Annotated in this window: 23 protein-coding genes; 14 read left to right on the forward strand and 9 right to left on the reverse strand. The window is 65.2% G+C overall.

Annotated features, from left to right (window positions below):
• Positions 1 to 22 precede the first annotated feature (22 nt).
• Genes AC5Y5W_RS17620 through AC5Y5W_RS17630 form a run of 3 tightly spaced genes read left to right on the forward strand, consistent with a single transcriptional unit; the run spans position 23 to position 1,946 of the window.
• On the forward strand, positions 23 to 697 hold the full coding sequence (locus tag AC5Y5W_RS17620; RefSeq protein WP_500011921.1) for a TetR/AcrR family transcriptional regulator: 675 nt from the start codon (positions 23 to 25) through the stop codon (positions 695 to 697).
• On the forward strand, positions 690 to 1,559 hold the full coding sequence (locus tag AC5Y5W_RS17625) for a cyclase family protein (RefSeq protein ID WP_500011923.1): 870 nt from the start codon (positions 690 to 692) through the stop codon (positions 1,557 to 1,559). Before AC5Y5W_RS17620 ends, AC5Y5W_RS17625 begins: the two co-directional genes overlap by 8 nt.
• 21 nt (positions 1,560 to 1,580) lie before the next feature.
• Positions 1,581 to 1,946 (forward strand): antibiotic biosynthesis monooxygenase family protein, encoded by a 366-nt coding sequence (locus AC5Y5W_RS17630; protein ID WP_500011925.1) that lies wholly within the window; start codon positions 1,581 to 1,583, stop codon positions 1,944 to 1,946.
• On the opposite strand, the gene AC5Y5W_RS17635 is transcribed toward AC5Y5W_RS17630, so the two are convergent.
• From AC5Y5W_RS17635 to AC5Y5W_RS17645, 3 genes are all read right to left on the reverse strand, one after another.
• Complete coding sequence (locus tag AC5Y5W_RS17635; protein ID WP_500011927.1) at positions 1,935 to 2,933, reverse strand: amidohydrolase family protein; 999 nt, start codon at positions 2,931 to 2,933, stop codon at positions 1,935 to 1,937. The two genes, AC5Y5W_RS17630 and AC5Y5W_RS17635, sit on opposite strands and share 12 nt — an antisense overlap.
• 99 nt (positions 2,934 to 3,032) lie before the next feature.
• Positions 3,033 to 3,986, reverse strand: a complete 954-nt coding sequence (locus AC5Y5W_RS17640; protein WP_500011929.1) for a DMT family transporter — start codon at positions 3,984 to 3,986, stop codon at positions 3,033 to 3,035.
• A 101-nt stretch (positions 3,987 to 4,087) separates the two neighbouring features.
• Positions 4,088 to 5,830: an acyl-CoA dehydrogenase family protein gene (locus AC5Y5W_RS17645; RefSeq protein WP_500011931.1), complete on the reverse strand. Its 1,743-nt coding sequence runs from the start codon at positions 5,828 to 5,830 to the stop codon at positions 4,088 to 4,090.
• Between the two features lie 162 nt (positions 5,831 to 5,992).
• Between AC5Y5W_RS17645 and AC5Y5W_RS17650 the strand changes: the two genes are divergently transcribed.
• From AC5Y5W_RS17650 to AC5Y5W_RS17660, 3 genes are read left to right on the forward strand one after another with little or no spacing between them, the layout of a single operon-like run.
• Complete coding sequence (locus AC5Y5W_RS17650) at positions 5,993 to 7,438, forward strand: amino acid permease (protein ID WP_500011933.1); 1,446 nt, start codon at positions 5,993 to 5,995, stop codon at positions 7,436 to 7,438.
• Entirely contained in the window at positions 7,435 to 7,617 is a 183-nt protein-coding gene (locus AC5Y5W_RS17655) for a hypothetical protein (RefSeq protein WP_500011935.1), read from the forward strand. Before AC5Y5W_RS17650 ends, AC5Y5W_RS17655 begins: the two co-directional genes overlap by 4 nt.
• 25 nt (positions 7,618 to 7,642) lie before the next feature.
• Complete coding sequence (locus tag AC5Y5W_RS17660) at positions 7,643 to 8,311, forward strand: enoyl-CoA hydratase/isomerase family protein (protein WP_500011995.1); 669 nt, start codon at positions 7,643 to 7,645, stop codon at positions 8,309 to 8,311.
• 78 nt (positions 8,312 to 8,389) lie between these two features.
• Here the strand turns inward: AC5Y5W_RS17660 and AC5Y5W_RS17665 are convergent, their stop codons facing one another.
• The 5 genes from AC5Y5W_RS17665 to AC5Y5W_RS17685 form a co-directional block, all read right to left on the reverse strand.
• The gene (locus AC5Y5W_RS17665) at positions 8,390 to 11,308 is read right to left on the reverse strand and encodes an MMPL/RND family transporter (protein ID WP_500011937.1); all 2,919 of its coding nucleotides are present in this window, start codon (positions 11,306 to 11,308) and stop codon (positions 8,390 to 8,392) included.
• Complete coding sequence (locus tag AC5Y5W_RS17670) at positions 11,305 to 11,751, reverse strand: MmpS family transport accessory protein (RefSeq protein ID WP_500011939.1); 447 nt, start codon at positions 11,749 to 11,751, stop codon at positions 11,305 to 11,307. The genes AC5Y5W_RS17665 and AC5Y5W_RS17670 overlap by 4 nt, the downstream gene beginning before the upstream one ends.
• Before the next feature lie 137 nt (positions 11,752 to 11,888).
• Entirely contained in the window at positions 11,889 to 12,488 is a 600-nt protein-coding gene (locus tag AC5Y5W_RS17675) for a TetR/AcrR family transcriptional regulator (protein WP_500011996.1), read from the reverse strand.
• A 42-nt stretch (positions 12,489 to 12,530) separates the two neighbouring features.
• Positions 12,531 to 13,067 carry a nucleotidyltransferase family protein gene (locus AC5Y5W_RS17680; protein WP_500011940.1) on the reverse strand — a complete coding sequence of 179 codons (537 nt, stop codon included), beginning with the start codon at positions 13,065 to 13,067 and terminating at the stop codon, positions 12,531 to 12,533.
• Positions 13,064 to 14,191: an XdhC family protein gene (locus tag AC5Y5W_RS17685; protein ID WP_500011942.1), complete on the reverse strand. Its 1,128-nt coding sequence runs from the start codon at positions 14,189 to 14,191 to the stop codon at positions 13,064 to 13,066. The genes AC5Y5W_RS17680 and AC5Y5W_RS17685 overlap by 4 nt, the downstream gene beginning before the upstream one ends.
• A 108-nt stretch (positions 14,192 to 14,299) precedes the next feature.
• Here AC5Y5W_RS17685 and AC5Y5W_RS17690 point away from each other — a divergent pair, with 108 nt between their 5' ends.
• The 7 genes from AC5Y5W_RS17690 (at position 14,300) to AC5Y5W_RS17720 (ending at position 20,791) form a co-directional block, all read left to right on the forward strand.
• Positions 14,300 to 16,633, forward strand: coding sequence for a xanthine dehydrogenase family protein molybdopterin-binding subunit (locus tag AC5Y5W_RS17690; protein WP_500011944.1), 2,334 nt, complete (start codon positions 14,300 to 14,302; stop codon positions 16,631 to 16,633).
• 11 nt (positions 16,634 to 16,644) lie between these two features.
• Positions 16,645 to 17,337 carry an SRPBCC family protein gene (locus AC5Y5W_RS17695; protein ID WP_500011945.1) on the forward strand — a complete coding sequence of 231 codons (693 nt, stop codon included), beginning with the start codon at positions 16,645 to 16,647 and terminating at the stop codon, positions 17,335 to 17,337.
• Positions 17,334 to 18,209, forward strand: a complete 876-nt coding sequence (locus tag AC5Y5W_RS17700; RefSeq protein WP_500011947.1) for an FAD binding domain-containing protein — start codon at positions 17,334 to 17,336, stop codon at positions 18,207 to 18,209. The genes AC5Y5W_RS17695 and AC5Y5W_RS17700 overlap by 4 nt, the downstream gene beginning before the upstream one ends.
• Positions 18,202 to 18,690, forward strand: coding sequence for a (2Fe-2S)-binding protein (locus AC5Y5W_RS17705; RefSeq protein ID WP_500011949.1), 489 nt, complete (start codon positions 18,202 to 18,204; stop codon positions 18,688 to 18,690). The genes AC5Y5W_RS17700 and AC5Y5W_RS17705 overlap by 8 nt, the downstream gene beginning before the upstream one ends.
• Before the next feature lie 62 nt (positions 18,691 to 18,752).
• The gene (locus tag AC5Y5W_RS17710) at positions 18,753 to 19,313 is read left to right on the forward strand and encodes a hypothetical protein (RefSeq protein WP_500011951.1); all 561 of its coding nucleotides are present in this window, start codon (positions 18,753 to 18,755) and stop codon (positions 19,311 to 19,313) included.
• Positions 19,314 to 19,342: 29 nt separating this feature from the next.
• Entirely contained in the window at positions 19,343 to 20,272 is a 930-nt protein-coding gene (locus AC5Y5W_RS17715) for an LLM class F420-dependent oxidoreductase (RefSeq protein ID WP_500011953.1), read from the forward strand.
• Positions 20,273 to 20,290: 18 nt separating this feature from the next.
• The gene (locus AC5Y5W_RS17720; protein WP_500011955.1) at positions 20,291 to 20,791 is read left to right on the forward strand and encodes a hypothetical protein; all 501 of its coding nucleotides are present in this window, start codon (positions 20,291 to 20,293) and stop codon (positions 20,789 to 20,791) included.
• A 179-nt stretch (positions 20,792 to 20,970) separates the two neighbouring features.
• Here AC5Y5W_RS17720 and AC5Y5W_RS17725 read toward each other — a convergent pair whose 3' ends face one another.
• On the reverse strand, positions 20,971 to 21,438 hold the full coding sequence (locus AC5Y5W_RS17725; RefSeq protein ID WP_500011957.1) for a hypothetical protein: 468 nt from the start codon (positions 21,436 to 21,438) through the stop codon (positions 20,971 to 20,973).
• Positions 21,439 to 21,476: 38 nt separating this feature from the next.
• Between AC5Y5W_RS17725 and AC5Y5W_RS17730 the strand changes: the two genes are divergently transcribed.
• The gene (locus tag AC5Y5W_RS17730) at positions 21,477 to 21,890 is read left to right on the forward strand and encodes a hypothetical protein (RefSeq protein ID WP_500011958.1); all 414 of its coding nucleotides are present in this window, start codon (positions 21,477 to 21,479) and stop codon (positions 21,888 to 21,890) included.
• Positions 21,891 to 22,262: the final 372 nt, after the last annotated feature.

Consider the following 22,262-nt stretch of genomic DNA (forward strand, 5'->3'; position numbering starts at 1 on the left):
AATGAAGCGGTAACTTTTGACCATGACCGTGAACAGCACGCCGGTGTCGAAGGTGCGTCGCGGGCGTCGGCCAGGCACCAGTACGACCCGGCAGGCCATCTTGGACGCAGCCCGCGCCCGGTTCGCCAGCGACGGCTTCGCCGCGACAACGATCAGGCGGGTCGCCGCCGATGCCGGTGTTGACGCGGCGCTGGTCATGCAGTTCTTCCGGTCGAAAAACGAGCTATTCGCCGCAGTCATGTCGATCTCACCGGAGACGTTGGCGCGCTTGGGTACCGCATTCGACGGACCCGACGAACACCTCGGCGAACGTGTGGTCCGCGCTTTCATCGATGTATGGGAGGGGGATCCAAAGGATTCGGAGCCGCTCATGGCGATTCTGCGCGGTGCCATCGTTAACGAGCAGGCCAGCGAGCAGCTGCGCGAGTTCATCCAGACCCGGCTGCTCGATGCCGTCGGGCCGCGCGCAGACAGCGACGCGGCGCTGCGCACCGGCCTGGCGTCGTCGATGCTGGTCGGAATCGTCCTGGGACGACGAATCGTCGGAGTCCCCACACTCGCGAACACCGATACCGAGACACTCGTCGCGCTCGTCGCACCGGCAATCCAGGACGTGCTGACTTCCACGCCACCAGCAGTCCGGTGCAGCCAAGCCTCTCCGTCATGGGGAAAACCGATTGGAGCCGCAAATGGCTGACACGGGTCAACCGTCGAACTGGGGGCGGTGGGGCGACGACGACCAGTTGGGCACGTTGCATTTGATCGATACGGCAGCGCGGAAGCGGGCCGCCGCCGAGGTGCGCAGCGCCCGGCACGTCAGCTTGGCCCGCGTGGTCGAGCCGGTGCCATTTTCGGGCGGCCCTCCGATCGGTGGCACGGCCACTATGCCCGCCGCGGTGATGAAAACGCTGAATTTCACCGGTGTCCGCCCGATGGCCATCACTGACTCGCTCGTAATCAACACCCACAACGCGGGTCTGACTCATATCGACGCCGTCTCGCATGTGCCCGTGCAGGACAAGATCTATCCCGGCGTGCCGTTAGGTGATGCGGTGACCCCGGGTGGAGTTCGGCACGGGTCTAGCGACGCCTTCGGAGCGGGCATCCTCACCCGGGGCGTCTTGTTGGATCTGGCGCCCGACGGGCAATTGGATGCCGAGCATCGCGTCGAGGCAACTGACCTCGATCATGCGCTGCAGCGGACCGGGACCGACGTGCACAGCGGTGATGCTGTCGTCGTGCGCGGCGGCTGGGATACCAACCAGCCGCTCGACCAGCCGGTGCCCGGACTGGGCCTGGGTGCGGTGAGCTGGCTTCGCGACCACGGGGTCAGTGTTTACCTCGGCGATATCGGCGACGCGCGGCCATGGTCGCCGCCGCTCGCGGTGCACCAGATCGCGCTGGCGCGTTTGGGCATGCCCTTGGTCGATGCGACCTCGGTCGACGAGCTCGCCGACGTGTGCCGGGCGGAGAAGCGCCACAGCTTTATGTTGGTGCTGGCTCCGCCGCGAATCAGCGGCGCGACCGGCCTGCCCGTCAACCCCATCGCCATCTTCTGACGAGACGACAAGAGACCAGCTATGCCAACTCATTCCGAAGACGAGCGTCCGATCACCTTCATCAATGTCTTCGACATCTCCGAGGACGAGATCGACGAGTTCATCGCCCGGTGGGAGCGGCGCTCTCGCCTGATGACCGCCGCCGACGGATTCATCTCAGCTGAACTGCATCGTGCCGCCGACGCGGACACCGAGTTCCGAGTGGTCAACGTCGCCAAGTGGACCAGTCGAGCTCATTTCGAAGCGGCAATCAAGGCGCCGCAGTTCAGAGCTGAACTCGAAGCCGACTCGACTGCGCCGGCTTCAACCTGGACCGCACACCGGGGCATCTACCGCACCGCCGCCAAACTCGTCGGAAAGGCCGCCGACGAGCCGTCAGATCCTTAGCAGCGCTTCGACGTTGGTGTGCGCAACGGCGTGCATCTGCTGATCGGAAAGCCCTGAGGCGGTGAGGAATTCGGTGACGTTGTCACGCTTGACGTACGGGAAGTCCTCGGAATAGACGATCCGCTCAGCGCCCAGTTCGGCAACCACGTGGTCGAGCTGACGCTGATTAAACATTCCCGACGGGGTGACCCAGATCTGTTCCCGGTAATAGTCGCTGACGTTGCGCTCCGAGCCGTTGCGCACCAACGCGAAAGTCTCGTCGAGGCGTTCGAGCCAGAACGCCATCAGCTCGCCCCAATGGCCACTCAACAGTTTCAAGCCGGGATGCCGGTCCAACGCGCCGGAGAGAATCAACCGGATGACGTGGATTCCCGCCTCAGCATGCCATCCGAACGCTGGACCCGAGAACATCATCCCGATCGCAGCAGACCAGTCGCCGAAGTAATAGGGCCGGCTGACCTGCGGATGCGGCAGCCCCGGGTGCACATAGATCGGCAGATCGACGGCCTCAGCGGCAGCAAGGATCGGATCGAATCGGGCGTCATCGAGGAACAGCCCCTCGAAGGTTCCCGCGATCAACGCGCCGACGAACCCCAGGTCTCCGACGCAGCGGCGCAGTTCCTCGGCCGCTGCAGCGGGATCGTAGAGCGGAAGTGTGGCGAAGCCGCGGAACCGGTCGGGATTCTTCGAGATCTGTTGGGCCAGATTGTTGTTCACCTGACGGCATAAGGCCACCGACTCCGGGGACGCCAGCGAACTCGGGCTGCCGTTGCCGTGAGAGACGACTTGAACATCGACACCGACGGCGTCCATGTGCGCCAGCCGATGCCCACCTAGCAAGGTTGCAGCGTTGCGGTCGTCATTGAAGACCGAACCGAATGCGGCGAGCTCTTCCAACGGTAGCCCGCTTGGTGGGCCGCCCAGCTGTAGCACCCGCTGGCTGACCTCGGGGTGCTCGAAGTGCTCTTCGACGGTGATGATGCGCATCCGGTTAACTCTTTCGCCGTTCCGACGCCCGCGATCAGGTTAGACCGCCAGCCTGTGGTAAGTGCTCCCCGTAGGTGTGCGTAGGTACGGCGAGCCGGGTCAAAAGCCTTCGCCCCCTAGGCCATCGTTGTCGGGGGCTTCCTGATGTCCTACGAGCAGCGGGGAACTCGACAACAGCACCGCACCCGCGGCGAGCAGGGCCGCGCCCAGTCCCGCGCCGAGCAGCCACAGACCAGTGCGCACCTGCTCGTGGAAGAGTCCGACACCCCACGCGCCCGCGACCAACGGGCTGGCGAGCGTGATGCCCGGCTGGGAGGCGACCAGCCGCCCGGCCTGCAGAGCGTTCTGCAGCAGGAAGAAGCCGCCGACGCCGGCGACGAGCAACACCCAGGTCTGCCAGGTAGCGATAGCCGCCAGGAACCCGCCGCTCAAGGCGGCCGCCATCGCCTTGACCAGGCTAGCGATCAGACCAGAAGCCACCCCTGCCGCGATTCCGGCAAGTGCGGTACTGAGTGCGGGGCGTCGGGTGAACTGACCCGCCATGAGGATCGCGGCGATCACTGCGGTCGTCGCCCCGAGCCCGAGCAGCCAGGTGAAAAGGTTCACGGATTGGGGGTCGCCGCCGGTGGCGGAGAGGGAGAACAGCACAACGGCAACTCCGAGGGTCATCGCGACGAGGGCCGACCATTCCCGTGCTTGCAGCCGGCCGCCCAGGATGAGCCCTGACAGGATGAGGGAGAAGGGCAACTCCATCACTATCACGAGCTGTATCTGCGACACTGGCCCATTGGCCAGGGCGATCACCTGTATCGCGAAGCCGGTGGCAAGGGTCACAATTCCGGCAGCCCACACCGGGCGGCGTCGAATCAGCACCCACAGCAGTTGCAGCGAAAACTGCGGACGCTCGGGTTCGGCCTGCGTCGCTTTACGTAACAGCACCAAACCCAGCGCGCTGACGGTGGCCGCGGCGAGCGCGATCACAATCACCAGCATCGGATCCCGTCCTTCAATCCCGTCGTCCGTTGATCCTGTAATCACCGGCAGCCCGGTCACCGACTTCCCGCACGTGAGCGCCGAGCGTGCATCCAGGGCGGAAAATTCGCCCCCCGAATCCCCACCCTCAGCGCACGCTCGAAGCCGCCAACGCCCCAAGCCTATGGGCGCATCACGTAGGCGCCGTCGTACGCCTTGACCCGCTGCCAAACCCGGTCAAAGCGGTCTGCGTCCACGACTGGCCTGCGCACCGCCGATAGCGCCCATTCCTGTTGTGCCGAAGTGGAACTCGGTTTGCCGTGCAACGCGACGCCATGCGTGGAGAAGTCGCGGATCTGGACGTCGAAGATCTGGTCCACCAGGTCATGATCTAGCCCGATCAGATCGGCCTGTTCAAGAATCAGCTGCCCGTAGACAACGAGGGTGAACAGGTGACCGACGACGAGGAGAAAGTCGAGGTCGCTCATCTGGTCCGGGGCCGGTGCAGCGGTGACCAGCAGTTCCTTCAGCGCCCCGGCCTGCTCATAGAAGCGCGCGACGTTCGGTACAGCCAGGAATTTTTCGTAGCTGGGGGCCCAATCGGCGAATTGCACCTTGGACGCGCCCCGGGCCGGACCTTGCGCCCAGAAGAACACGTCATCGGCCGGGTCGTTGCGGGTGCCGATCTCGGAATAGTCGGTCGGGCTGAACATGTAGTTGGGCATGAACTTCAGGATCTGCGCCACATTGACGTGCACCGTACCTTCGAGCCGCGGCAACGCACCGATCAGCCGCGCGACCTGGCAGAAGTAGGTGTTCTTCTCAAAGCCCTTGGCGGCCAGGATATCCCACAGCAGGGTGACAACTGTCTCGCCCTCGGACGTCACCTTGGACTTGGTGACCGGATTGAACAGCAGGTATCGACGGTCGTCGCGGCTGGCGCTGCGGAAGTAGTCGATCGCGCGGTCGCTGAACAGCTTCATCGCGACCAATCTCGCGTAGGCCTCCACGAAGCTGGCGCGCACGTGCGGGAAGTCGGTGACCGGGTTGCCGTAGAGGATGCGGTTGTTGGCATGCGTGATCGCCTCGTAGAAGGCGTGCTCGCACATGCCGATTGAGCCGCTGCACAGGTTGAACTTGCCGACATTGACGGTGTTGAGCGCGACCGAGAACGCGTCGGGTCCGGTGCACAGGATGTCCTCCTCGTGCACCGGGTAGTCGTTGAGCCGGAAGTTGCTGACGTACATCTGGCCGTGCACGACGTTGCCGATGAGTTCGTAATTCTCGTGCGTGCTGTCTGCGACGAACCATACGTAGCCGTCGGCGCCGTCGACGTCGGCGCGGCGCGAGAACACCGACACCATACCGGCCGCGTTGCCGTTGCCGATGTAGTACTTCTCCCCCGAGGCGCGGAAGACAACTCCCTCGCCGCCATCGTCGCTCGAGGGTGTCAGCACCATGTCGGTGTTGTAGATGTCCGCGCCGTGCTCGCGCTCGGAGAGCGCGAATGCCATCACGCCGCCCGCCTCGAGTTGCTCAGCCGCGCGCTCCTTGGCCTTGATGTTGTCGCTCTGCCAGATCGGCCCGAGGCCCAGGATCGTGACCTGCTCCGCGTACCAGTACGCCAGCCCGTAGAACCCGAAGATCTCGCTGAGCGCCGCATTGCGCGAGGTGTCCCACCGCTTGTTCGGGTCATCACCGCCATACTCCGACGGCGTGAGGAAGGTCGCGAAGATTCGCTCTCGCTTGATCAAGTCCAGGAAGTCCGAGACCCATACGGCGTCCAGATCGTCCTGTAGAAGCTTTCGCTTGCCGCGCCCTTCGAACCAGTCGATCACGGCCCGGAGTTGACGCCGCGTCTCGGGGTCGAACTGGCGCGGGTCGTAGACGTTCGGGTTGAACAACAGTCCGCTGGGCTTCGCCATGGCGTTTGAATCTAGCAGTCGATAGCGCCGAGACGATCGAAAACCGCAGCTCAGCCAATGCCGGACCATCCAGGCGGGGTAGTCGGATACCCTTTCCCCCAGCCCGTTGCACGGGTGCCCCCGGCGTCGCCGTGTACGCCCGGTCACGACGATAGGAATCCGATGCCACCGCTGCCCGACGCGCCTACGCCGGCGGTGTCCGAAGTAGCGGACTTCTTGACTCGCGAAGACGCCGGGTATCACAAGGAGCTGCGTCCCCGGCAACTGCAGATGATCGCGATCGGCGGCGCCATCGGAACCGGCCTGTTTCTGGGGGCCGGCGGGCGGCTGGAGTCGGCGGGGCCGGGGTTGTTCCTGGTCTACGGGATCTGCGGCGGCTTCGTGTTCCTGATCCTGCGCGCGCTCGGCGAACTGGTCCTGCACCGCCCCTCGTCGGGATCGTTCGTCTCTTACGCCCGCGAATTCTTCGGTGAGAAGGCGGCCTTCGTGGCCGGCTGGATGTACTTTCTGAACTGGTCGATGACCGGAATCGTGGACTCCACCGCGATCGCGAATTACTTCCACTACTGGACGGCGTTCCACGTGATCCCACAGTGGACTCTCGCATTGATCGCGCTCGTGGCGGTGGTGTCGGTGAACATGATTTCGGTGAAACTCTTCGGTGAGTTGGAATTCTGGGCCGCGCTGATCAAGGTGGTCGCGCTGATGACGTTTCTGGTCGTCGGGACGGTTTTTTTGGCCGGGCGCTACCAGGTCGACGGCCAGGACACCGGACTCAGTCTGTGGTCCAATCACGGTGGGTTCCTGCCGACCGGTCTGCTACCGCTGGTGCTCGTGACTTCCGGAGTCGTATTCTCCTATGCCGCAGTCGAGCTCGTCGGCACCGCCGCCGGTGAAACGGCCGAGCCGGAGAAGGTCATGCCCCGTGCCATCAACTCAGTGGTGGCCCGCATCGCGATCTTCTACATCGGGTCGGTTGCGCTGCTGGCGCTACTGCTGCCGTACACCGCCTACAAAGAACACGAAAGCCCGTTCGTCACATTCTTTTCCAAGATCGGCTTCGGCGGCGCGGGGACGCTGATGAATGTGGTGGTCCTGACCGCAGCGTTTTCCAGCCTGAACGCCGGACTGTATTCCACTGGCCGAATTCTGCGTTCGCTGGCGATCAACGGCAGCGGCCCGAAATTCACCGCGCGAATGTCGAAAAACGGTGTGCCCTACGGCGGTATCCTGCTGACCAGCATGATCGGACTGTTCGGAGTCGTGCTCAATGCAGTCAAACCGGGCCAGGCCTTCGAAATCGTGCTCAACATCGCGGCGATGGGCGTGATGGCGGCCTGGGCCACGATCGTGGCGTGCCAGCTGTGGCTCTACCGGGCGGCGAAGGCAGGGAAAATGCAGCGGCCCCATTTCCGGATGCCGTTAGCCCCCTACAGCGGCTACGCGACATTGGCCTTCCTGGCGGCGGTACTGGTGCTGATGATGCTCGACCATCGGCGCGGCCACTGGATCGTTGGCACGCTGGCGGTGGCGATCCCGGCCTTGATCGGCGGTTGGTACCTGGTCCGCCACCGGGTGATGGCTACCGCTAAGGAGGGAAGCCGATGAGCCGCAATCGATATGCGGCCACACCGCCGCTCTACGGAATGGTGATGGTCTTCCTCGCTATCGCGATTGTCGCCGTCACCGCATATCTGCACGCCGGCTGGTGGTCGATTCTGAGCTACGGAGCCGCCGCCGTGATCGCGGTGACGGGCTTCGCGCTCGCCTTCCGGGACTTCTCGTAACGAACGAAAGGATGATGCCGTGGCCATTGGCCTGACCTACCACGACAAGATCGCCGTCCTGAACCTCGGTGACGACGAAAACCGGTTCTCGCCGGTATTTCTCGACGAGATGAACTCCCACCTCGACGAAATCGTCGGCTCCGGGGCAGCTGGCCTGGTCACCACAGCAGCCGGCAAGTTCTACACCAACGGGCTGGATCTGGACTGGCTGGCCGCCCATGGTGAGCAGACCCAGTGGTACGTCGGGCAGGTGCAGGCCATGCTGGCCCGGGTATTGACGCTGCCGATTCCCACCGCGGCCGCTGTGGTCGGCCACGCGTTCGGCGCCGGAGCAATGTTGGCCCTGGCACACGACTTTCGGGTGATGCGGGCCGACCGCGGCTACTTCTGCTTTCCCGAAGCGGATATCCGCATTCCGTTCACTCCCGGTATGGCCGCGCTGATCCAGGCCAAACTCACCCCGCAAGCGGCGGTCGCTTCGATGACCACTGGACGGCGCTTCGGCGGGGCCGATGCGGCGAGCCACGGCCTGGTCGATGCGACCGCACCCGAAGGTGCAGTGACCAACGCTGCAATTGATCTGCTGCGCCCACTCGGCGGGAAGGATCCCGGCACGTTAGGCGCAATCAAGCAGACGATGTTCGGCCGGGCTGCTGACACGCTGATCGCGGATGCCGCTGCATCCTCGGCTTAGCTCGAAACCGACTGTGCACGCAGGGGTTTGAGTGTGTACTCAGGGACGGCCGCCGGCGGAAAAAAGCCCGCCCAGGATTCACACTCGACTCCCAGCATTCACACTCGATAGTGTTGCGTCCTCCTCCTCCGGGTCGTCCCAGAGCAGCAGTTGACGCACCGCGGGGCGTGATCCGTAAGGCTGCAGCATCTGACTGGCCGGGCGCGGACGCACCCGCTGCGGCCACCAGAACCAGCGCCCCAGCAGCGCCGCGATGGACGGCGTCATGAACGAGCGCACGATTAGCGTGTCGAACAGCAGGCCCAGCGCGATCGTGGTACCGACTTGTCCGAGAATCACCAACGCGCTGAAGGCGAACGACGACATGGTGGCGGCAAACACCAGGCCGGCAGTAGTGACCACCGAACCGGAGCCGGCCATCGCGCGGATGATGCCCGTCTTCAACCCCACGCCGATCTCTTCCTTGAACCGGGAGATCAGCAGTAGGTTGTAGTCGGATCCGACCGCCAACAGCAGGATGACGGCCAGCGCCAAAACAACCCAGTACAACTGCATCCCGAGGATGTCCTGCCAAACCAGCACGGAGAGCCCGAATGATGCGCCCAACGACAGCGCCACCGTGCCGACGATGACGATCGCGGCGACCAGGCTTCGGGTGATGAACATCATGATGAGCAGGATCAGGCTCAGCGCGGCGATCCCGACGATCATCAGGTCGTATTTGACCGAGTCCTGGATGTCTTTGTAGGTCGCGGCGGTACCGGCGAGATAGATGTGGGAGCCCTCCAGCGGCGTTCCCTTTACGGACTCTTTCGCCGCCTTTTTGATGGCGTCGATATGCGAGATGCCCTCGGGCGTCGCGGGATCACCTTCATGGGTGATGATCATCTGCGCCGCTTTGCCATTCGGCGACATGAAGAGTTTCAGCCCTCGCTTGAAATCGGGGTTTGAGAACACCTCGGGAGGCAAGTAGAAGGAGTCGTCGTTTTTAGCTTTGTCGAAGGCCTGACCCATTGCGGCCGGGTTGTCATTCGCGAAGGCCGACTGATTGTTGATCCCCGAGTTGGTCGCGTAGTTGGACAGCGTCAGCTCCAGATTCGTCATCTGACTCTGGATTTGGGGCGGGATCAGCGCTACCAGTTGCGGCTGGAGCGCATCCAATTTATCCAAAGACGCGGTAATGGCTTCGAACTGCTCAGTGAGTTCGTCGATGCCGTCGATGGCGTCGAAGACGTTTCTCAGTGCGAAGCAGACGGGAATGTCGTAGCAGTGCTTTTCCCAGTAGAAATAGCTGCGGATGGGCCTGAAGAAGTCTTCGAAGTTGGCGATCTTGTCTCTCAGGTCAGTGATCGTGGCGATCGTGTCATGAAAGCTTTGAGTCTGCTCATGGGTAGCAGCGGCGGTTTGCTGTTGGAGGGCATATTGCTGCTGCAAGATGTCGATCGTTTTCCTCAGCTCGCCGGCCTGCTTGAGCAAGTCGGTAGCACGGTCTTTTTGGTACTTCAGGTTCATGACCTGCCCGACGCTTTGCTGGCTGAGCTGAAACGGGATCGAGCTGTGGTCGAGCGGTGTCCCCAACGGCCGGGTAATCGCCTGCACCTTCGCGATACCCGGGGTGTGGAAGACGTTTTTGGCGACCCGTTCCAAGACGAGCATGTCAGCGGGGTCGCGCAGGTCGTGATCCGCCTCGACCATCAGCAACTCGGGATTCAGCCGGGCCTGTGAGAAGTGCCGTTCTGCGGCCGCATATCCGACCTTGGCCGGGGTGGCGGCCGGCAAGTATGGCTTGGAGTCGTAACTCGTCTTATATCCCGGTAGGGCAAGCAGACCGACTAGCGCGACCGCGATGGTCACCACGAGGATAGGTGCCGGCCAGCGCACGATGGCGGTACCGATGCGCCGCCATCCCCGGGTCCTCATGGTGACCTTGGGTTCGAGGAGACCGAACCGGCTGCCCACCGCAAGCACGGCGGGCGCCAAGGTCAGCGCGGTCAGCACCGAAACCAGCATTCCCACCGCAGAGGGAACGCCCATCGATTGAAAATAGGGCTGGCGGGCAAACGTCAGGCAATACACCGCGCCGGTAATCGTCAGTCCCGAGCCCAACACGACGTGGGCGGTGCCATGAAACATCGTGTCGAAGGCCGTATTTCGATCTTCGCCAGCTCCACGCGCCTCGTGATAACGACCCAGAACAAAGATCGCGTAATCCGTGCCGGCGGCGATCGCCAGCAACGTGAGGATATTGACCGAGAACGTCGAAAGCCCGATCAAACCGGAGTTCCCCAGCACGGCAACGACTCCCCGCGCCGCAGCCAGTTCGACAAGGACCGTGACAAGTACCAGCATTGTGGTGACGACGGAACGGTAAACCCACAGCAACATCGTCACGATCACCATCAAAGTGATGATTGTGACCTTGACGATGCCTTTGTTGCCAACCTCGAACTGATCGGTGATCAGCGGTGCCGCACCCGTGACATAAGCTTTGACGCCCTTGGGGGCGGGCGTGTGATCGACGATGTCGCGAACCGCGTCGACGGACTCGCCGGCTAACGCGTCGCCTTGATTACCGGCCAGATACACCTGAACCAACGCGGCCTTACCGTCGTTGCTTTGCGAGGCCGACGCCGTCAGCGGATCGCCCCAGAAGTCCTGGATGTGTTCGACGTGCTTGGTGTCCTGCTCAAGCCGATGGATCAGGGTGTCGTAAAACCGGTGCGCGTCGTCGCCGAGGGGCTTATCGCCCTCCAGCACGATCATGGCCGCGCTGTCGGAGTCGAATTGTTCGAACACCTTGCCGATGTGTTTCATCGCCTGCAACGCCGGCGCGCTCGGGGAACTCATGCCCACCTGATGCGCTTTGGCCACGGTCTCCAGATTCGGTACCGCAATGTTGGTGACGGCAGCCACGCCGACCCACAACAGGATGATCGGCACGGCAAGCCGGCGGATGGTGTGCGGCACGAAGCGCCGCGGGGCGTGGTGGTTACTCATCCGGATTTGTCGAGGCAGTAGGTGTAGGCGTTCACAGCGTTGACGGTCCTCTCGTCCTTGACCTCGTCATTGATGATGATGCGGCAGCCGAGCGTGCTGCTGTTGCCTTGCGCGGTCAGGTTGGCGATGACTGCGGGATCGGTAGTGATGTCCTCGTATTTCCACGGCAACGGAGCGTGGTCGACTCGCTGCGGCACCGCGTGGATGTCTTGGTAGTTGATGGTGGCCACCGCTCCCGGGTCACCGAAGACCTCGTAGACCACGCGCTTCGGGTTGAACGGAACGCTGTCATTCAGGACGCCACTGGGAGTGGACGTGTCGTTGTGCGAGCCGAAGATGCCGTGCAGCCGGTATACGCCGAAACCCGCGAGCGCCACGACCGCGACGGTGATCAGCACCATCCACCAGCGCCTGACCAGGCCGAAGACTGAAAGCCGCTTCACCCGTTGGCCTTTCGATCACCGGTGACGCCGAGGTCATCGTCGCTGTATGAGCAGAAACCTAGGAGAACAGTACGGTACCGGACCGGACTGCACAAGAGACGATGCCGTATACAGTCGGATGTCGGCAGCTGGCCGCGCTAGCGGGTGAGACTGGGCAGGATGACGTCGTCGACGAGGGTTTGCACCGTCTGCGGGTTGGCGGGCCGATCCTGGACGACAGAGCGGAAGATCAGGTAGCCGGGCAGCAGATCCCAAAGTTCGTCGTTGATCGCAGCGCTGACGATCTCACCGCGATCGACAGCCTGCTGCAGCACGTGACGGACGAGGGCCTTCCGTTGGTCGACGAATTCGTGTTGCATGACCTCGTTGAGCGCGGGGTTGCGCGACGTCTCGACCAGCACGGCGCGAATGGTGCTGGCATGCTGGCGAGTCTCCTGGGCGACCAGCTCGCCCAATCGCAGCAAATCACCGCGTAGCGTGCCGGTGTCGGGCGGGACGGCGACCTGGCGGATCCCCTCGATGAGCGCGGCCAACACCAGCTCGGCTTTCGACGGCCAACGCCGGTACACGGTGGCCTTGCTGGCCCGGGCGGTGGCCGCGACAGCATCCACCGTCAGCCGGTCATAGCCGTGTTCCTGCAGTAGTTGCAATGTCACCGCAAGCAACTCGGTTTCGCGCGGCGACCACGGCGAAGGGTCCGCTGCGCAGTCGGCAACCTGGGTCACAGCGCCCACAATAGAGTCCGTCGTTTAGTACTGTCCAGTACCGTACCGGCGGGTTCAGGCGGGTTCGTCGATATCACGGCCGCTGGCCAGGTCGCTGCAGTCGACGTTCTCGACGTCCGCCCGGTCGCGCAGGTAGGTGCCGGCGCCGGTGTCTCCGCTGACACTGGCCAGCACCTCGGGCCAGTGCCGGCGCGCGATGACGACGGGGTGGCCGGGCCGGTTACCGAACGTCGCACGCGCCAGACCCCCGCGAGATACCAACGCCCGCTGCAAGACTCGGCTCACCACGTCACTCCCGACGTCGGGAGTATCGACAACGTGCAGCGCGGCGTAGTCGGCCTGCAGGCGATCGGCGGCGGCCAAACCGGTGCGCACCGACGCGCTCAGCCCGTCCTGCCAGTCAGGTGCGGTGACCGCGGTGACACCCGCGGGGGCGGGCACCTCGGCGGCGCCGAGCACCAGCACGACGTCGTCGCATCCCCCGTCGCGAAGCGCCCGCACCGCGATCTCCAGCCAGTCGTCGACCAGCACTTTCGGTTTGCCATAGCGTCGGCCGGCGCCGGCCGCCAGCAGCACCCCTGTGGTTTTCATGGCCCCACGTCGTGGTGGATGCGGCCGTCGACCTCGGTCAGCGGTCGCCCGCCACCGCCCCAACACCGGGCGATGATCTCGGCGGCGATCGACACCGCGGTTTCCTCCGGAGTGCGAGCACCGAGATCCAGGCCGATCGGGCTGGCAAGCCGGTCGAGTTCGGCTTCGGTCAGTCCGGCCGCACGCAGTCGCTCGAGCCGGTCGTCGTGGGTGCGACGCGAACCCATCGCACCGACATAGCCGACAATGGGCAGCCGCAGCGCCACCTGCAGTAGCGGTAAGTCGAACTTGGGATCGTGGGTGAGCACGCAGACGACGGTTCGCGCGTCGATCGCGCCCTGCGCGGCCTGCGCGCGCAGGTAGCGGTCGGGCCAGTCGACGATGATGTCGTCGGCGGTCGGGAATCGGGCCCGGGTGGCGAACACCGGGCGAGCGTCACACACCGTGACCCGGTATCCGAGGAAGGCGCCCTGTCGTGCCAGCGCCGCCGCGAAGTCGATGGCACCGAAGATCAGCATCCGCGGCGGTGGTGCGTGGCTGGCCACGAACACCTCCATGCCGATGTCCTGGCGTTCGCCGTCCGGACCGTAGGTCAGCACACCGGTGCGTCCGGCGGCCAGCATGCCCCGAGCGTCGTCGGCGACGGCGGCGTCGGTCCGCGCCGACCCCAGCGAGCCGTCGAGCGAATCGGCGGTGATGACCATCCGGCAACCCAGCCGGCCGGGGTCGGGGTGGGCGATCACGGTGGCCACCGCGGTGGGGCGGTGGGTGGCGATGCGATCGGCCACCGCCTGTAATTGCGGAAAGGTGTGCCGGGAGATCGGCTCGGCGAAGATGTCGATTTCCCCGCCGCAGGTCAGGCCGACAGCGAACGGATCGTCAGCGCTGATGCCGTAGCGCTGCAGTTCAGGTCGCCCGGCGCGCGCCACCTCGGTGGCCAAGTCATAGACCGCCGCCTCCACACATCCGCCGGACACCGAGCCGGCGACCGTTCCGTCCGGCGCAACCATCATCGCCGCACCCGCCGGCCGCGGCGACGAGCCCATTGTGCGCACCACGGTCGCGACGCCCGCGATGCCACCGGTTCTCCAAACCGAGGTCAACTCCGGCAAGACGTCACGCACGACCACTCCGTGGCACCCGGGCTATCGACTGCGATAACCGCACTCTCATATAATGGCATTGCACTTCTCATAATGCGATAACCTGCTGAAGCGAGATGGAGCGATGGCATGGCTGACCTGGCGCAACGGACCGTCGCCCCTCGATACGCCGGCACTCGGGTGCAACGGGTCGAAGACACCCGGCTGCTCACCGGCCGGGGCACATTCGTCGACGACGTCACGCGGCCGGGCATGCTGCACGGTTGTTTTGTGCGCAGCCCGTTTGCCCGCGCCCGAATCAACGGCATCGACACCTCCGCGGCGCTGGCGCTACCGGGCGTGCGGGCGGTGTTCGTCGCGGCCGACCTCAACCCGTGCGTCAAAGAAGCCTGGCACGCGGTAGCCGGCAAGGACGTCGCGGACACTCCGCGCCCGCCGCTGGCCGAGGGCGAGGTCAAGTTCGTCGGCGACCCGGTTGCCCTCGTCGTGGCCGAGAGTCGGTATGTCGCCGAGGACGCGGTCGAACTAGTCGAGGTGGACTACGAGCCACTGCCTGCGATCGCCGACTTCACCGCCGCTCAAGGCTCCGACGTCGTGGTCCACGAGGGGTATCCCGACAACGTCGCGGGCGGCATGGCCGGAGCACCGCCGGACGAGGAGACATTCGCGGCCGCCGCGTGCGTGGTTTCCGAAAACGTCTATCAGCAGATCTATCTGCCGGTGCCGATCGAGACGCGCGGCATGGTCGTCGAATGGACTTCTGCGGCCGATGAACTCACCGTCTGGGCATCCACCCAGACGCCGCACGAGCTGCGGGCATTCGCCGCTCGCCTACTGGGCATTCCGGCGCAACGAGTGCGGGTCATCATGCGCGACACCGGCGGCGGCTTCGGCCAGAAGGTGGTGCCGATGCGCGAAGACATGTGCATCATGCTAGCGGCGCGTAAAGTGCCCGGGGCGCTGAAGTGGATCGAGGACCGCCGCGAGAACCTGATGTCGGCCGGACAGGCACGTCACGTAAACGGCAGAGCCCGAATGGCTTTCGACGACGACGGCACCCTGCTGGCAGCCGACATCGACTTCGCTCAAGACATCGGCGCCTATCCCACGCCGTATCCGGTGTTGACCACCGCCGCGATCGGCATGTTCTTCCCCGGCCCCTACCGGGTGCCCAAGGCCAGCTTCAACTACAAGACGGTGTTCTCCAACACCGCCGGACTGGCGGCCTACCGTGGGCCGTGGCAGTACGAAACGCTGGCCCGCGAGATCCTGCTCGACATCGCCGCCCGCACAATGGACCTGGATCCGGTGGAGCTGCGTCGGCGCAACATCCTTCGCGGCGACGAGATGCCCTACTTCAACCCCAACGGCATGCCCTATGACCACGTCGCACCGAACGACACGTTCGAGCAGGCGGTGAAGATCCTCGACCATGAAGGCTTTCGCAAAGAGCAGCGCGAGGCACTGGTGCAGGGACGCTATATCGGACTTGGGTTTTCGGCCTACATCGAGCCGACCGGCGCGGCCACCGGCCATCTGGCCACCGAGGGCGCCACCATCCGCATCGAGTCGACCGGCAAGATCAACGTCTACGTCAACGGGGGCTCGACCGGTAACAGCATCGAAACCACCGTCGTTCAGTTGACCGCCGACGCGCTGGGCGCTGACATCGCCGACGTGGCGTGCATCCAGGGCGACACCGCGGTCACGCCATACGGGGCGGGAACCCAGGGCAGCCGCAGCGGTCCGATGACGGCCGGGGCGGTCAACGAGGCGGGCGGCATGCTGCGCACGCAGGTGGTGGCGATGGCTGCGCACTACCTCGGCGTGGCGGAAACAGATGTGGAACTGGCGAATTCACGCGTCACCGTGCACGACGATCCCGAGAAGAGCGTGAGCTTCGCCGATCTGGCGTACCGGGCCTACTACGAGCCGCAGCAACTGCCGCCGAGGACGTCGGCGTCGTTGGAGGCGACGGCACGCTTCACCTCGCAGGCGCCGATCCACTGGGCCAACGCCACCCACGCCTGCACCTGCGAGGTCGACGTACAAACCGGCCACGTCAAGCTGCTGCGCTACATCGTCAGCGAAGACGTCGGCCCGATGATCAATCCCAATGTGGTGGAAGGCCAGATTGCCGGCGGGACAGTGCAGGGCATCGGCGGAGCGCTGATGGAAAACCTGGTCTACGACGACGACGGCAACCCGCTGTCGTCGACGTTCGTCGACTACCTGTTGCCGACCGCCACCGAGGTGCCGCCGATCGAGTTCGGTCACGTCGAAATTCCCGGTCCCGGCGTCGGCGGCTACAAGGGTGTCGGCGAGGGCGGGGCCATCGGATCGTCGCCGGCGGTGATCAACGCGATCAACGACGCGCTGGCGCCGTTGGGCGTGACGCTGACACATCTGCCCGCCAGCCCGGCGTCGATCGTTTCGCTGCTCGAGCAAGCTCACGACAAGTAAGGACCCCGAAGTTGGAGCTCAACAACGAATTTCGTGTCGCGGTACCGCCGGCCAAGACGTGGGAGGTGCTCACCGACGTCGAACGGGTCGCCCCCTGTCTGCCCGGCGCCACTCTGTTGAGCGTCGACGGCGACGAGTTCACCGGTGCGGTCAAGGTCAAGGTGGGCCCAATCACCGTGTCCTACCAGGGAATCGCCTCCTTCCAGGAAAAGGACGCGGCCGCCCAGCGGGTGGTGCTCAAAGCCAACGGCAAAGAGACCCGCGGCAACGGCAACGCCGCCGCGGTGGTGACCGCCCAACTCAAAGACGAGGGGGCGGCGACCGCCGTCGTCATCACCACCGACCTGACCATCTCGGGCAAAGCGGCCCAGTTCGGCCGCGGCGTATTGGCCGACGTGTCCACCAACCTGATCGCCCAGTTCGCCAAACGGCTCGAGGCCGACTTACTCGGCGACCAAGTCGGCACTGAGACCTCCTCGGCGGCAACGACATCCGCTCCGTCCACGCAGGATCCCGCGACCGATTCGGTCGACCTCCTCAAGGTGGTCGCGCTTCCGCTGGCCAAGCGGGCCGTGCCGGTAATCGCCGGTCTTGCCGCCGGGACAGCGCTCGGGTTTCTGCTGGGCCGCCGGAACCGGCGGGCGGGTGCCCATCCAGTACTGGCCGAGGATCTGCAGGCCGCTTTGGTCCGGCTGCTGTCATGAAAGCCGCCCCGTTCGCCTATCACCGTCCCGAGTCGGTCAAAGAGGCGGTGGGCCTACTCGACGAGTACGGCGACGAGGCGAAGATCCTGGCCGGCGGGCAGAGCCTGGTGCCGATGCTGGCGATGCGCCTGACCTACTTCGAGAACCTCGTCGACATCTCGCGTGTCGACGAGTTGGTGGGCATCGACCTGTGTGGCGACGAGGTGCGGATCAGCGCGGCGACCCCGCACGCATTGGTCGGAATGGACGACGAGGTCGCCGATTCCGTTCCGCTGCTCACCCGGGCCACGCCGTTGATCGGGCACTTTCAGATCCGCAGCCGGGGCACCCTCGGTGGTTCGATCGCCCACGCCGATCCCGCGGCGGAGTACGGCGCGGTGGCGCTGGCGCTCGGCGCACAGATGGAGGCGGTGTCGTCGACGGGCAGCCGGGAGATCGCTGCCGACGACTTTTTCACCGGGCTGTGGGAGAACTCGCTGGAGTCCGGCGAAATACTGACCGCCGTGCGCTTTCCGGTGTGGGGCGGCCGGTCGGGTTTCGCCATCGAGGAGTTCGCGCGCCGCCACGGTGACTTCGCGATCGCCGGCGCCGCGGTGGCGGTCCAGCTCGACGACGGCAACCGGATCAGCCGGTGCGGTATCGGGCTGCTTGGGCTCGGGTCCACTCCAGTGCGGGCGTCGGCCGCCGAGCAGGCAGTGCTCGGCCGTCCCGTCGACGACATCACGTCCCAGCAGATCGGTGAACTGGCCATGGCCGAACTCCACGATGTTCCCGCCGACCTGCAGGGATCGGCTGCATACCGAACCAGAGTGGGAGCCGCGATGGTGGGGCGTGCCTGGACTCGGGCGCTTCAGGAGGCACGCAGTGAATGAATTGCCGGTCCGCGTATCGGTCAACGGGCACCCGACCGAAGCCATCGTCGAGCCGCGGCTGACGCTGGCCGACTATCTGCGCGAACACTGCGGGCTGACGGGCACCCACTTGGGCTGCGAGCACGGTGCCTGCGGCGCATGCACCGTGCTGCTCGACGGGGCGGCGGTGCGATCTTGCCTGATCTTCGCCGTCCAGACCGACGGCATGGAGGTGACGACGGTCGAAGGCGTCGCCTCCCCCGACGGTGAGCTGTCGCCGGTGCAATCAGCACTGCGTGAATGCCACGGCCTGCAATGTGGTTTCTGCACACCGGGTTTCGTCATGTCGATTACCGCGCTGCTGCGCGACAACCCGCAGCCCACCGACACCGAGATCCGCGAGGGTCTGTCCGGCAACTTCTGCCGCTGCACCGGCTATCAAGGCATCGTCAACGCCGTTCACCGCGCCGCCGAGGTCATGCCACAAGCAGACGGGAGATAACCCCAGCACAAGGCGCGTCCCTGCAGTCACCGGCGTCACCTCCTGCGTACGCTGATTTCGATATGTCTGGGCGGAGGACAAGACGCGGTCGCATCGGCGGGTCGCTGCTGGCGGCAGCGCTGTTGGTGGTCGGCTGCAGCACGTCTACCGACGGCAAGCCGGTAGCGGTCCCGGGCGCAGGAGCGCCCGAACCGTCGTTCCCGACCGCCCGGCCGTCCCTTCGGCCGACGGCGAAGCCGCCAATGCCCAGCCCGTCGCCGAGCCCGACCGCGCCGGGCGGGGCTATTGCGCTGCCGCCCGACCAGAACGGTTACGTCTTCATCGAAACCAAATCCGGTCAGACACGCTGCCAGATCGCGACGGACAGTGTGGGCTGCGAAGCGCAGTTCACCAACTCGCCGATCAAGGACGGTGAGCACGCCAACGGTGTCAATATCACCGCCAGCGGGGACGTGCAGTGGGTGCTGGGCAACCTGGGCGACATCCCTGCCGTGACCATCGACTACCGCACCTATGACGCGCAGGGCTGGACGATCGATGCCTCCGAGAGGGGCACCCGCTTCACCAATGAGCGCACCGGCCACGGCATGTTCGTCAGCATCGAGAAGGTGGATACGTTCTGAGCAGGGGCAGCAGCCGTAGTCTGTCGGGCGTGGACTTCCGGGTTTTCGTCGAACCGCAACAAGGCGCCAGTTACACCGACCAACTCGCCGTCGCGCAGGCCGCCGAATCGTTGGGCTTCTCTGGGTTTTTCCGCTCCGACCACTACGTGGCGATGAGCGGTGACGGATTGCCCGGCCCCACGGATTCCTGGGTGACGCTGGGCGGTATCGCCCGGGAGACGTCGTCGATCCGGCTCGGCACGCTGGTCACCTCCGCGACGTTCCGGCATCCGGGGCCGTTGGCGGTGTCGGTCGCGCAAGTCGACGAGATGAGCGGCGGGCGTGTCGAATTCGGCATCGGCGCCGGCTGGTTCGAGCGGGAGCATCAGGCCTACGCGATCCCGTTCCCACCGCTGGCCGAGCGGTTCGCCCGGCTGACCGAGCAACTGGAGATCATCAGCGGGCTGTGGACCACCCCGGAGGGCGAAACGTTCGACTACGCCGGAGCTCACTACGCGATCAACGACTCCCCCGCGCTGCCCAAGCCGGTGCAGCAACCGCAACCCCGCATCATCATCGGCGGGATGGGCGCCAAGCGGACACCGCGGCTGGCGGCAACTTTCGCCGACGAGTTCAACGTGCCGTTCGCGCCGTTGGACACCATCCGCGCCCAGTTCGATCGAGTCGGCGCCGCAGTGCAGGCGGTGGGCCGGTCGGCGGACTCGATGACCTATTCCGCGGCCTTTGTGCTGTGCGCCGGGCGTGACGACGCAGAGATCCGCCGGCGGGCCGCCGCCATCGGGCGTGATCTCGACGAGCTGCGGGACAACTCTCCCGTGGCGGGCAGCCCCGACGAGATCGTCGACCGGCTGGGGCCGTTCGCCGAGACCGGTGTACAGCGGGTGTATTTGCAACTGCTGGACATGTCGGATCTGGAGCACCTGCAGCTATTCGCCGACGAGGTGCTGCCCCAGCTGTGACAGTCGTAGGATCGATCCGTGGCCCGTTACGGTCCCCCGGATAATCCAAGCAACCAGCCCACTCAGCGGGCCGACTACGACCCGAACGCACAACAACCGACCGGTCCGATCGAATCTGCTCAGCTCGCCGAGTCCGACGCCGCACCAACGCCGTGGTATCGCAAGCGCTCACTGCTGGCCGCGTGGGCCACGGTGGTGGCGATCCTGGTCGCGCTGATCATCTACGGGCTGGTCGAACTCTCCACCGGTGGCGGTGGCGCGCCCACCCCGACGACGTCGTCGACGTCGACGACCACCACCAGCCCGTCGTCAACGACGACCACCACGAGCCCCTCGCCGTCCAGCTCGAATGAACCGCCGCCGCCACCACCGCCGGCGCAGAACGCGCCCGTCCCACGGCAGCCCGCACCGGCCGCGCCGCACCAACCTCCGCATCTGCCCAAGTTGCCGCCGTTGCCGCATCTGCCGTCGACGATCACCCTGCCGCACACGGTGATTACCCTGCCGCCGGGCATCTGAGCCGAGGCGCCGACGGCCGGTCGGCCTGCCGTCCGCGTGGCACCGGTGTCGCTGCGATGGTCAGAGCTACCATCACCCACCGTGACAGGCTACGAACCCCCCGGCAATGGCGGCGACGAGCCGACTCAGTACGCGCCCAATTACGGGCAAAGCGGCGACCCGACCCAGTACGCCGGCAACTACAACGAGTACCAGGCGGGTCCGGAATACGACGACGGCGGCGGCGCCACGCCAGAACCTGAACCCACCCCGTGGTATCGCAAACCCGCAGCGCTGGTCGCCTGGGGTGTGGCAGTCGCAATTCTCATCGCACTGATCGTTTGGGGCATCGTGCAATTGGTGAGCGGAGGCGGTACCTCCACCACGACGACGTCGTCGACCACCACGACCACCACCACACCGGCGCCCACGACGACCACCGCCGCGCCGGTCGTGCCGCCCAGCACAGCTGCTCCCACCACCACGACTGCCCCAACCAGCACCACCACGACGACAACGACCACCACCACCGAGACAACGACCACCACGACAACGACCACCACTGAGACGACCACGACGACGACCACCACTACCGCCAGCGCGCCCCCGCCGGGAGCGTTCAACGCGCCGTCAGTGATCACCCTGCCGCCGATACCGACTGCAATCACGCTGCCGCCAGGCCTCTGAAGCGATAACATCGCTCGTCGTGGGGGTCAGCGAACCACCTGGCAACGCCGACGACTCGCGCTCAGGCGGCAATGGTGACGACCTGTTCAGCCGCACCGACGAACCGTCGCCCTGGTTTCTCAAGCCTTGGGTGCTGGCCGGCTGGGGCGTGCTGGTCGCAATCCTGATCGCGGTGATCATCTACGGCCTGGTCATCCTGGCCAGCGGCGGTGGCGGCACGCCCGCCACCACTACACCGTCATCTACCACGACGACGACCACCACCACCACGAAGACCACGGTCAGGACCACCACCACTACCACCACTACGGTCCCGTCCGAGACAACCGAGGAACCCCTACCGCCGGAGCCTTACCCGCCGCCGACTGAGCAACAGCCCCGTCATCACTGGTGGCAGGACCTGCCCAACATTCACGTGCCCTCTATCCCCTGAGCCGTTGGCATTGCGGTCGTCAGCAGCACCACTCCGGCGCGGACGGCGGCACCGGCCACATCGGTAAGGTGGGTGCCAGCGATCGATTGTGCGGGAATCTGCGGCACAGCGTGCGACGGCATCGGGATTGCGCACCGGAACAAACACGAAGTCCAGCAATGAGTTTGCCACGGAACCTCCTGTTCGCCTGTTACCAACGACCCTGGTATTCACAGCAACCCCCAAGCTGTTTCCCATCTTGTCTCGACCGCAGCCCGACTCGTGAGGGGTGCGCAGCCCGCTGTGATAACTGCTGGATTAGAGCGCGCCATAACGGGGGACTGACTATAGGGATCGTGGGGCAGTGCCGGCGCTGTGGGCCAGGGGGGTCTT

Source organism: Mycobacterium sp. NGS51, from assembly GCF_059812525.1.

Coding starts and splice junctions, on each gene's coding strand:
- AC5Y5W_RS17645 (WP_500011931.1), bottom strand. CDS start 5,830: ATGGCGAAGCCCAGCGGACTGTTGTTCAACCCGAACGTCTACGACCCG.
- AC5Y5W_RS17625 (WP_500011923.1), top strand. CDS start 690: ATGGCTGACACGGGTCAACCGTCGAACTGGGGGCGGTGGGGCGACGAC.
- AC5Y5W_RS17690 (WP_500011944.1), top strand. CDS start 14,300: ATGGCTGACCTGGCGCAACGGACCGTCGCCCCTCGATACGCCGGCACT.
- AC5Y5W_RS17630 (WP_500011925.1), top strand. CDS start 1,581: ATGCCAACTCATTCCGAAGACGAGCGTCCGATCACCTTCATCAATGTC.
- AC5Y5W_RS17680 (WP_500011940.1), bottom strand. CDS start 13,067: ATGAAAACCACAGGGGTGCTGCTGGCGGCCGGCGCCGGCCGACGCTAT.
- AC5Y5W_RS17635 (WP_500011927.1), bottom strand. CDS start 2,933: ATGCGCATCATCACCGTCGAAGAGCACTTCGAGCACCCCGAGGTCAGC.
- AC5Y5W_RS17710 (WP_500011951.1), top strand. CDS start 18,753: ATGTCTGGGCGGAGGACAAGACGCGGTCGCATCGGCGGGTCGCTGCTG.
- AC5Y5W_RS17650 (WP_500011933.1), top strand. CDS start 5,993: ATGCCACCGCTGCCCGACGCGCCTACGCCGGCGGTGTCCGAAGTAGCG.
- AC5Y5W_RS17655 (WP_500011935.1), top strand. CDS start 7,435: ATGAGCCGCAATCGATATGCGGCCACACCGCCGCTCTACGGAATGGTG.
- AC5Y5W_RS17620 (WP_500011921.1), top strand. CDS start 23: ATGACCGTGAACAGCACGCCGGTGTCGAAGGTGCGTCGCGGGCGTCGG.
- AC5Y5W_RS17665 (WP_500011937.1), bottom strand. CDS start 11,308: ATGAGTAACCACCACGCCCCGCGGCGCTTCGTGCCGCACACCATCCGC.
- AC5Y5W_RS17700 (WP_500011947.1), top strand. CDS start 17,334: ATGAAAGCCGCCCCGTTCGCCTATCACCGTCCCGAGTCGGTCAAAGAG.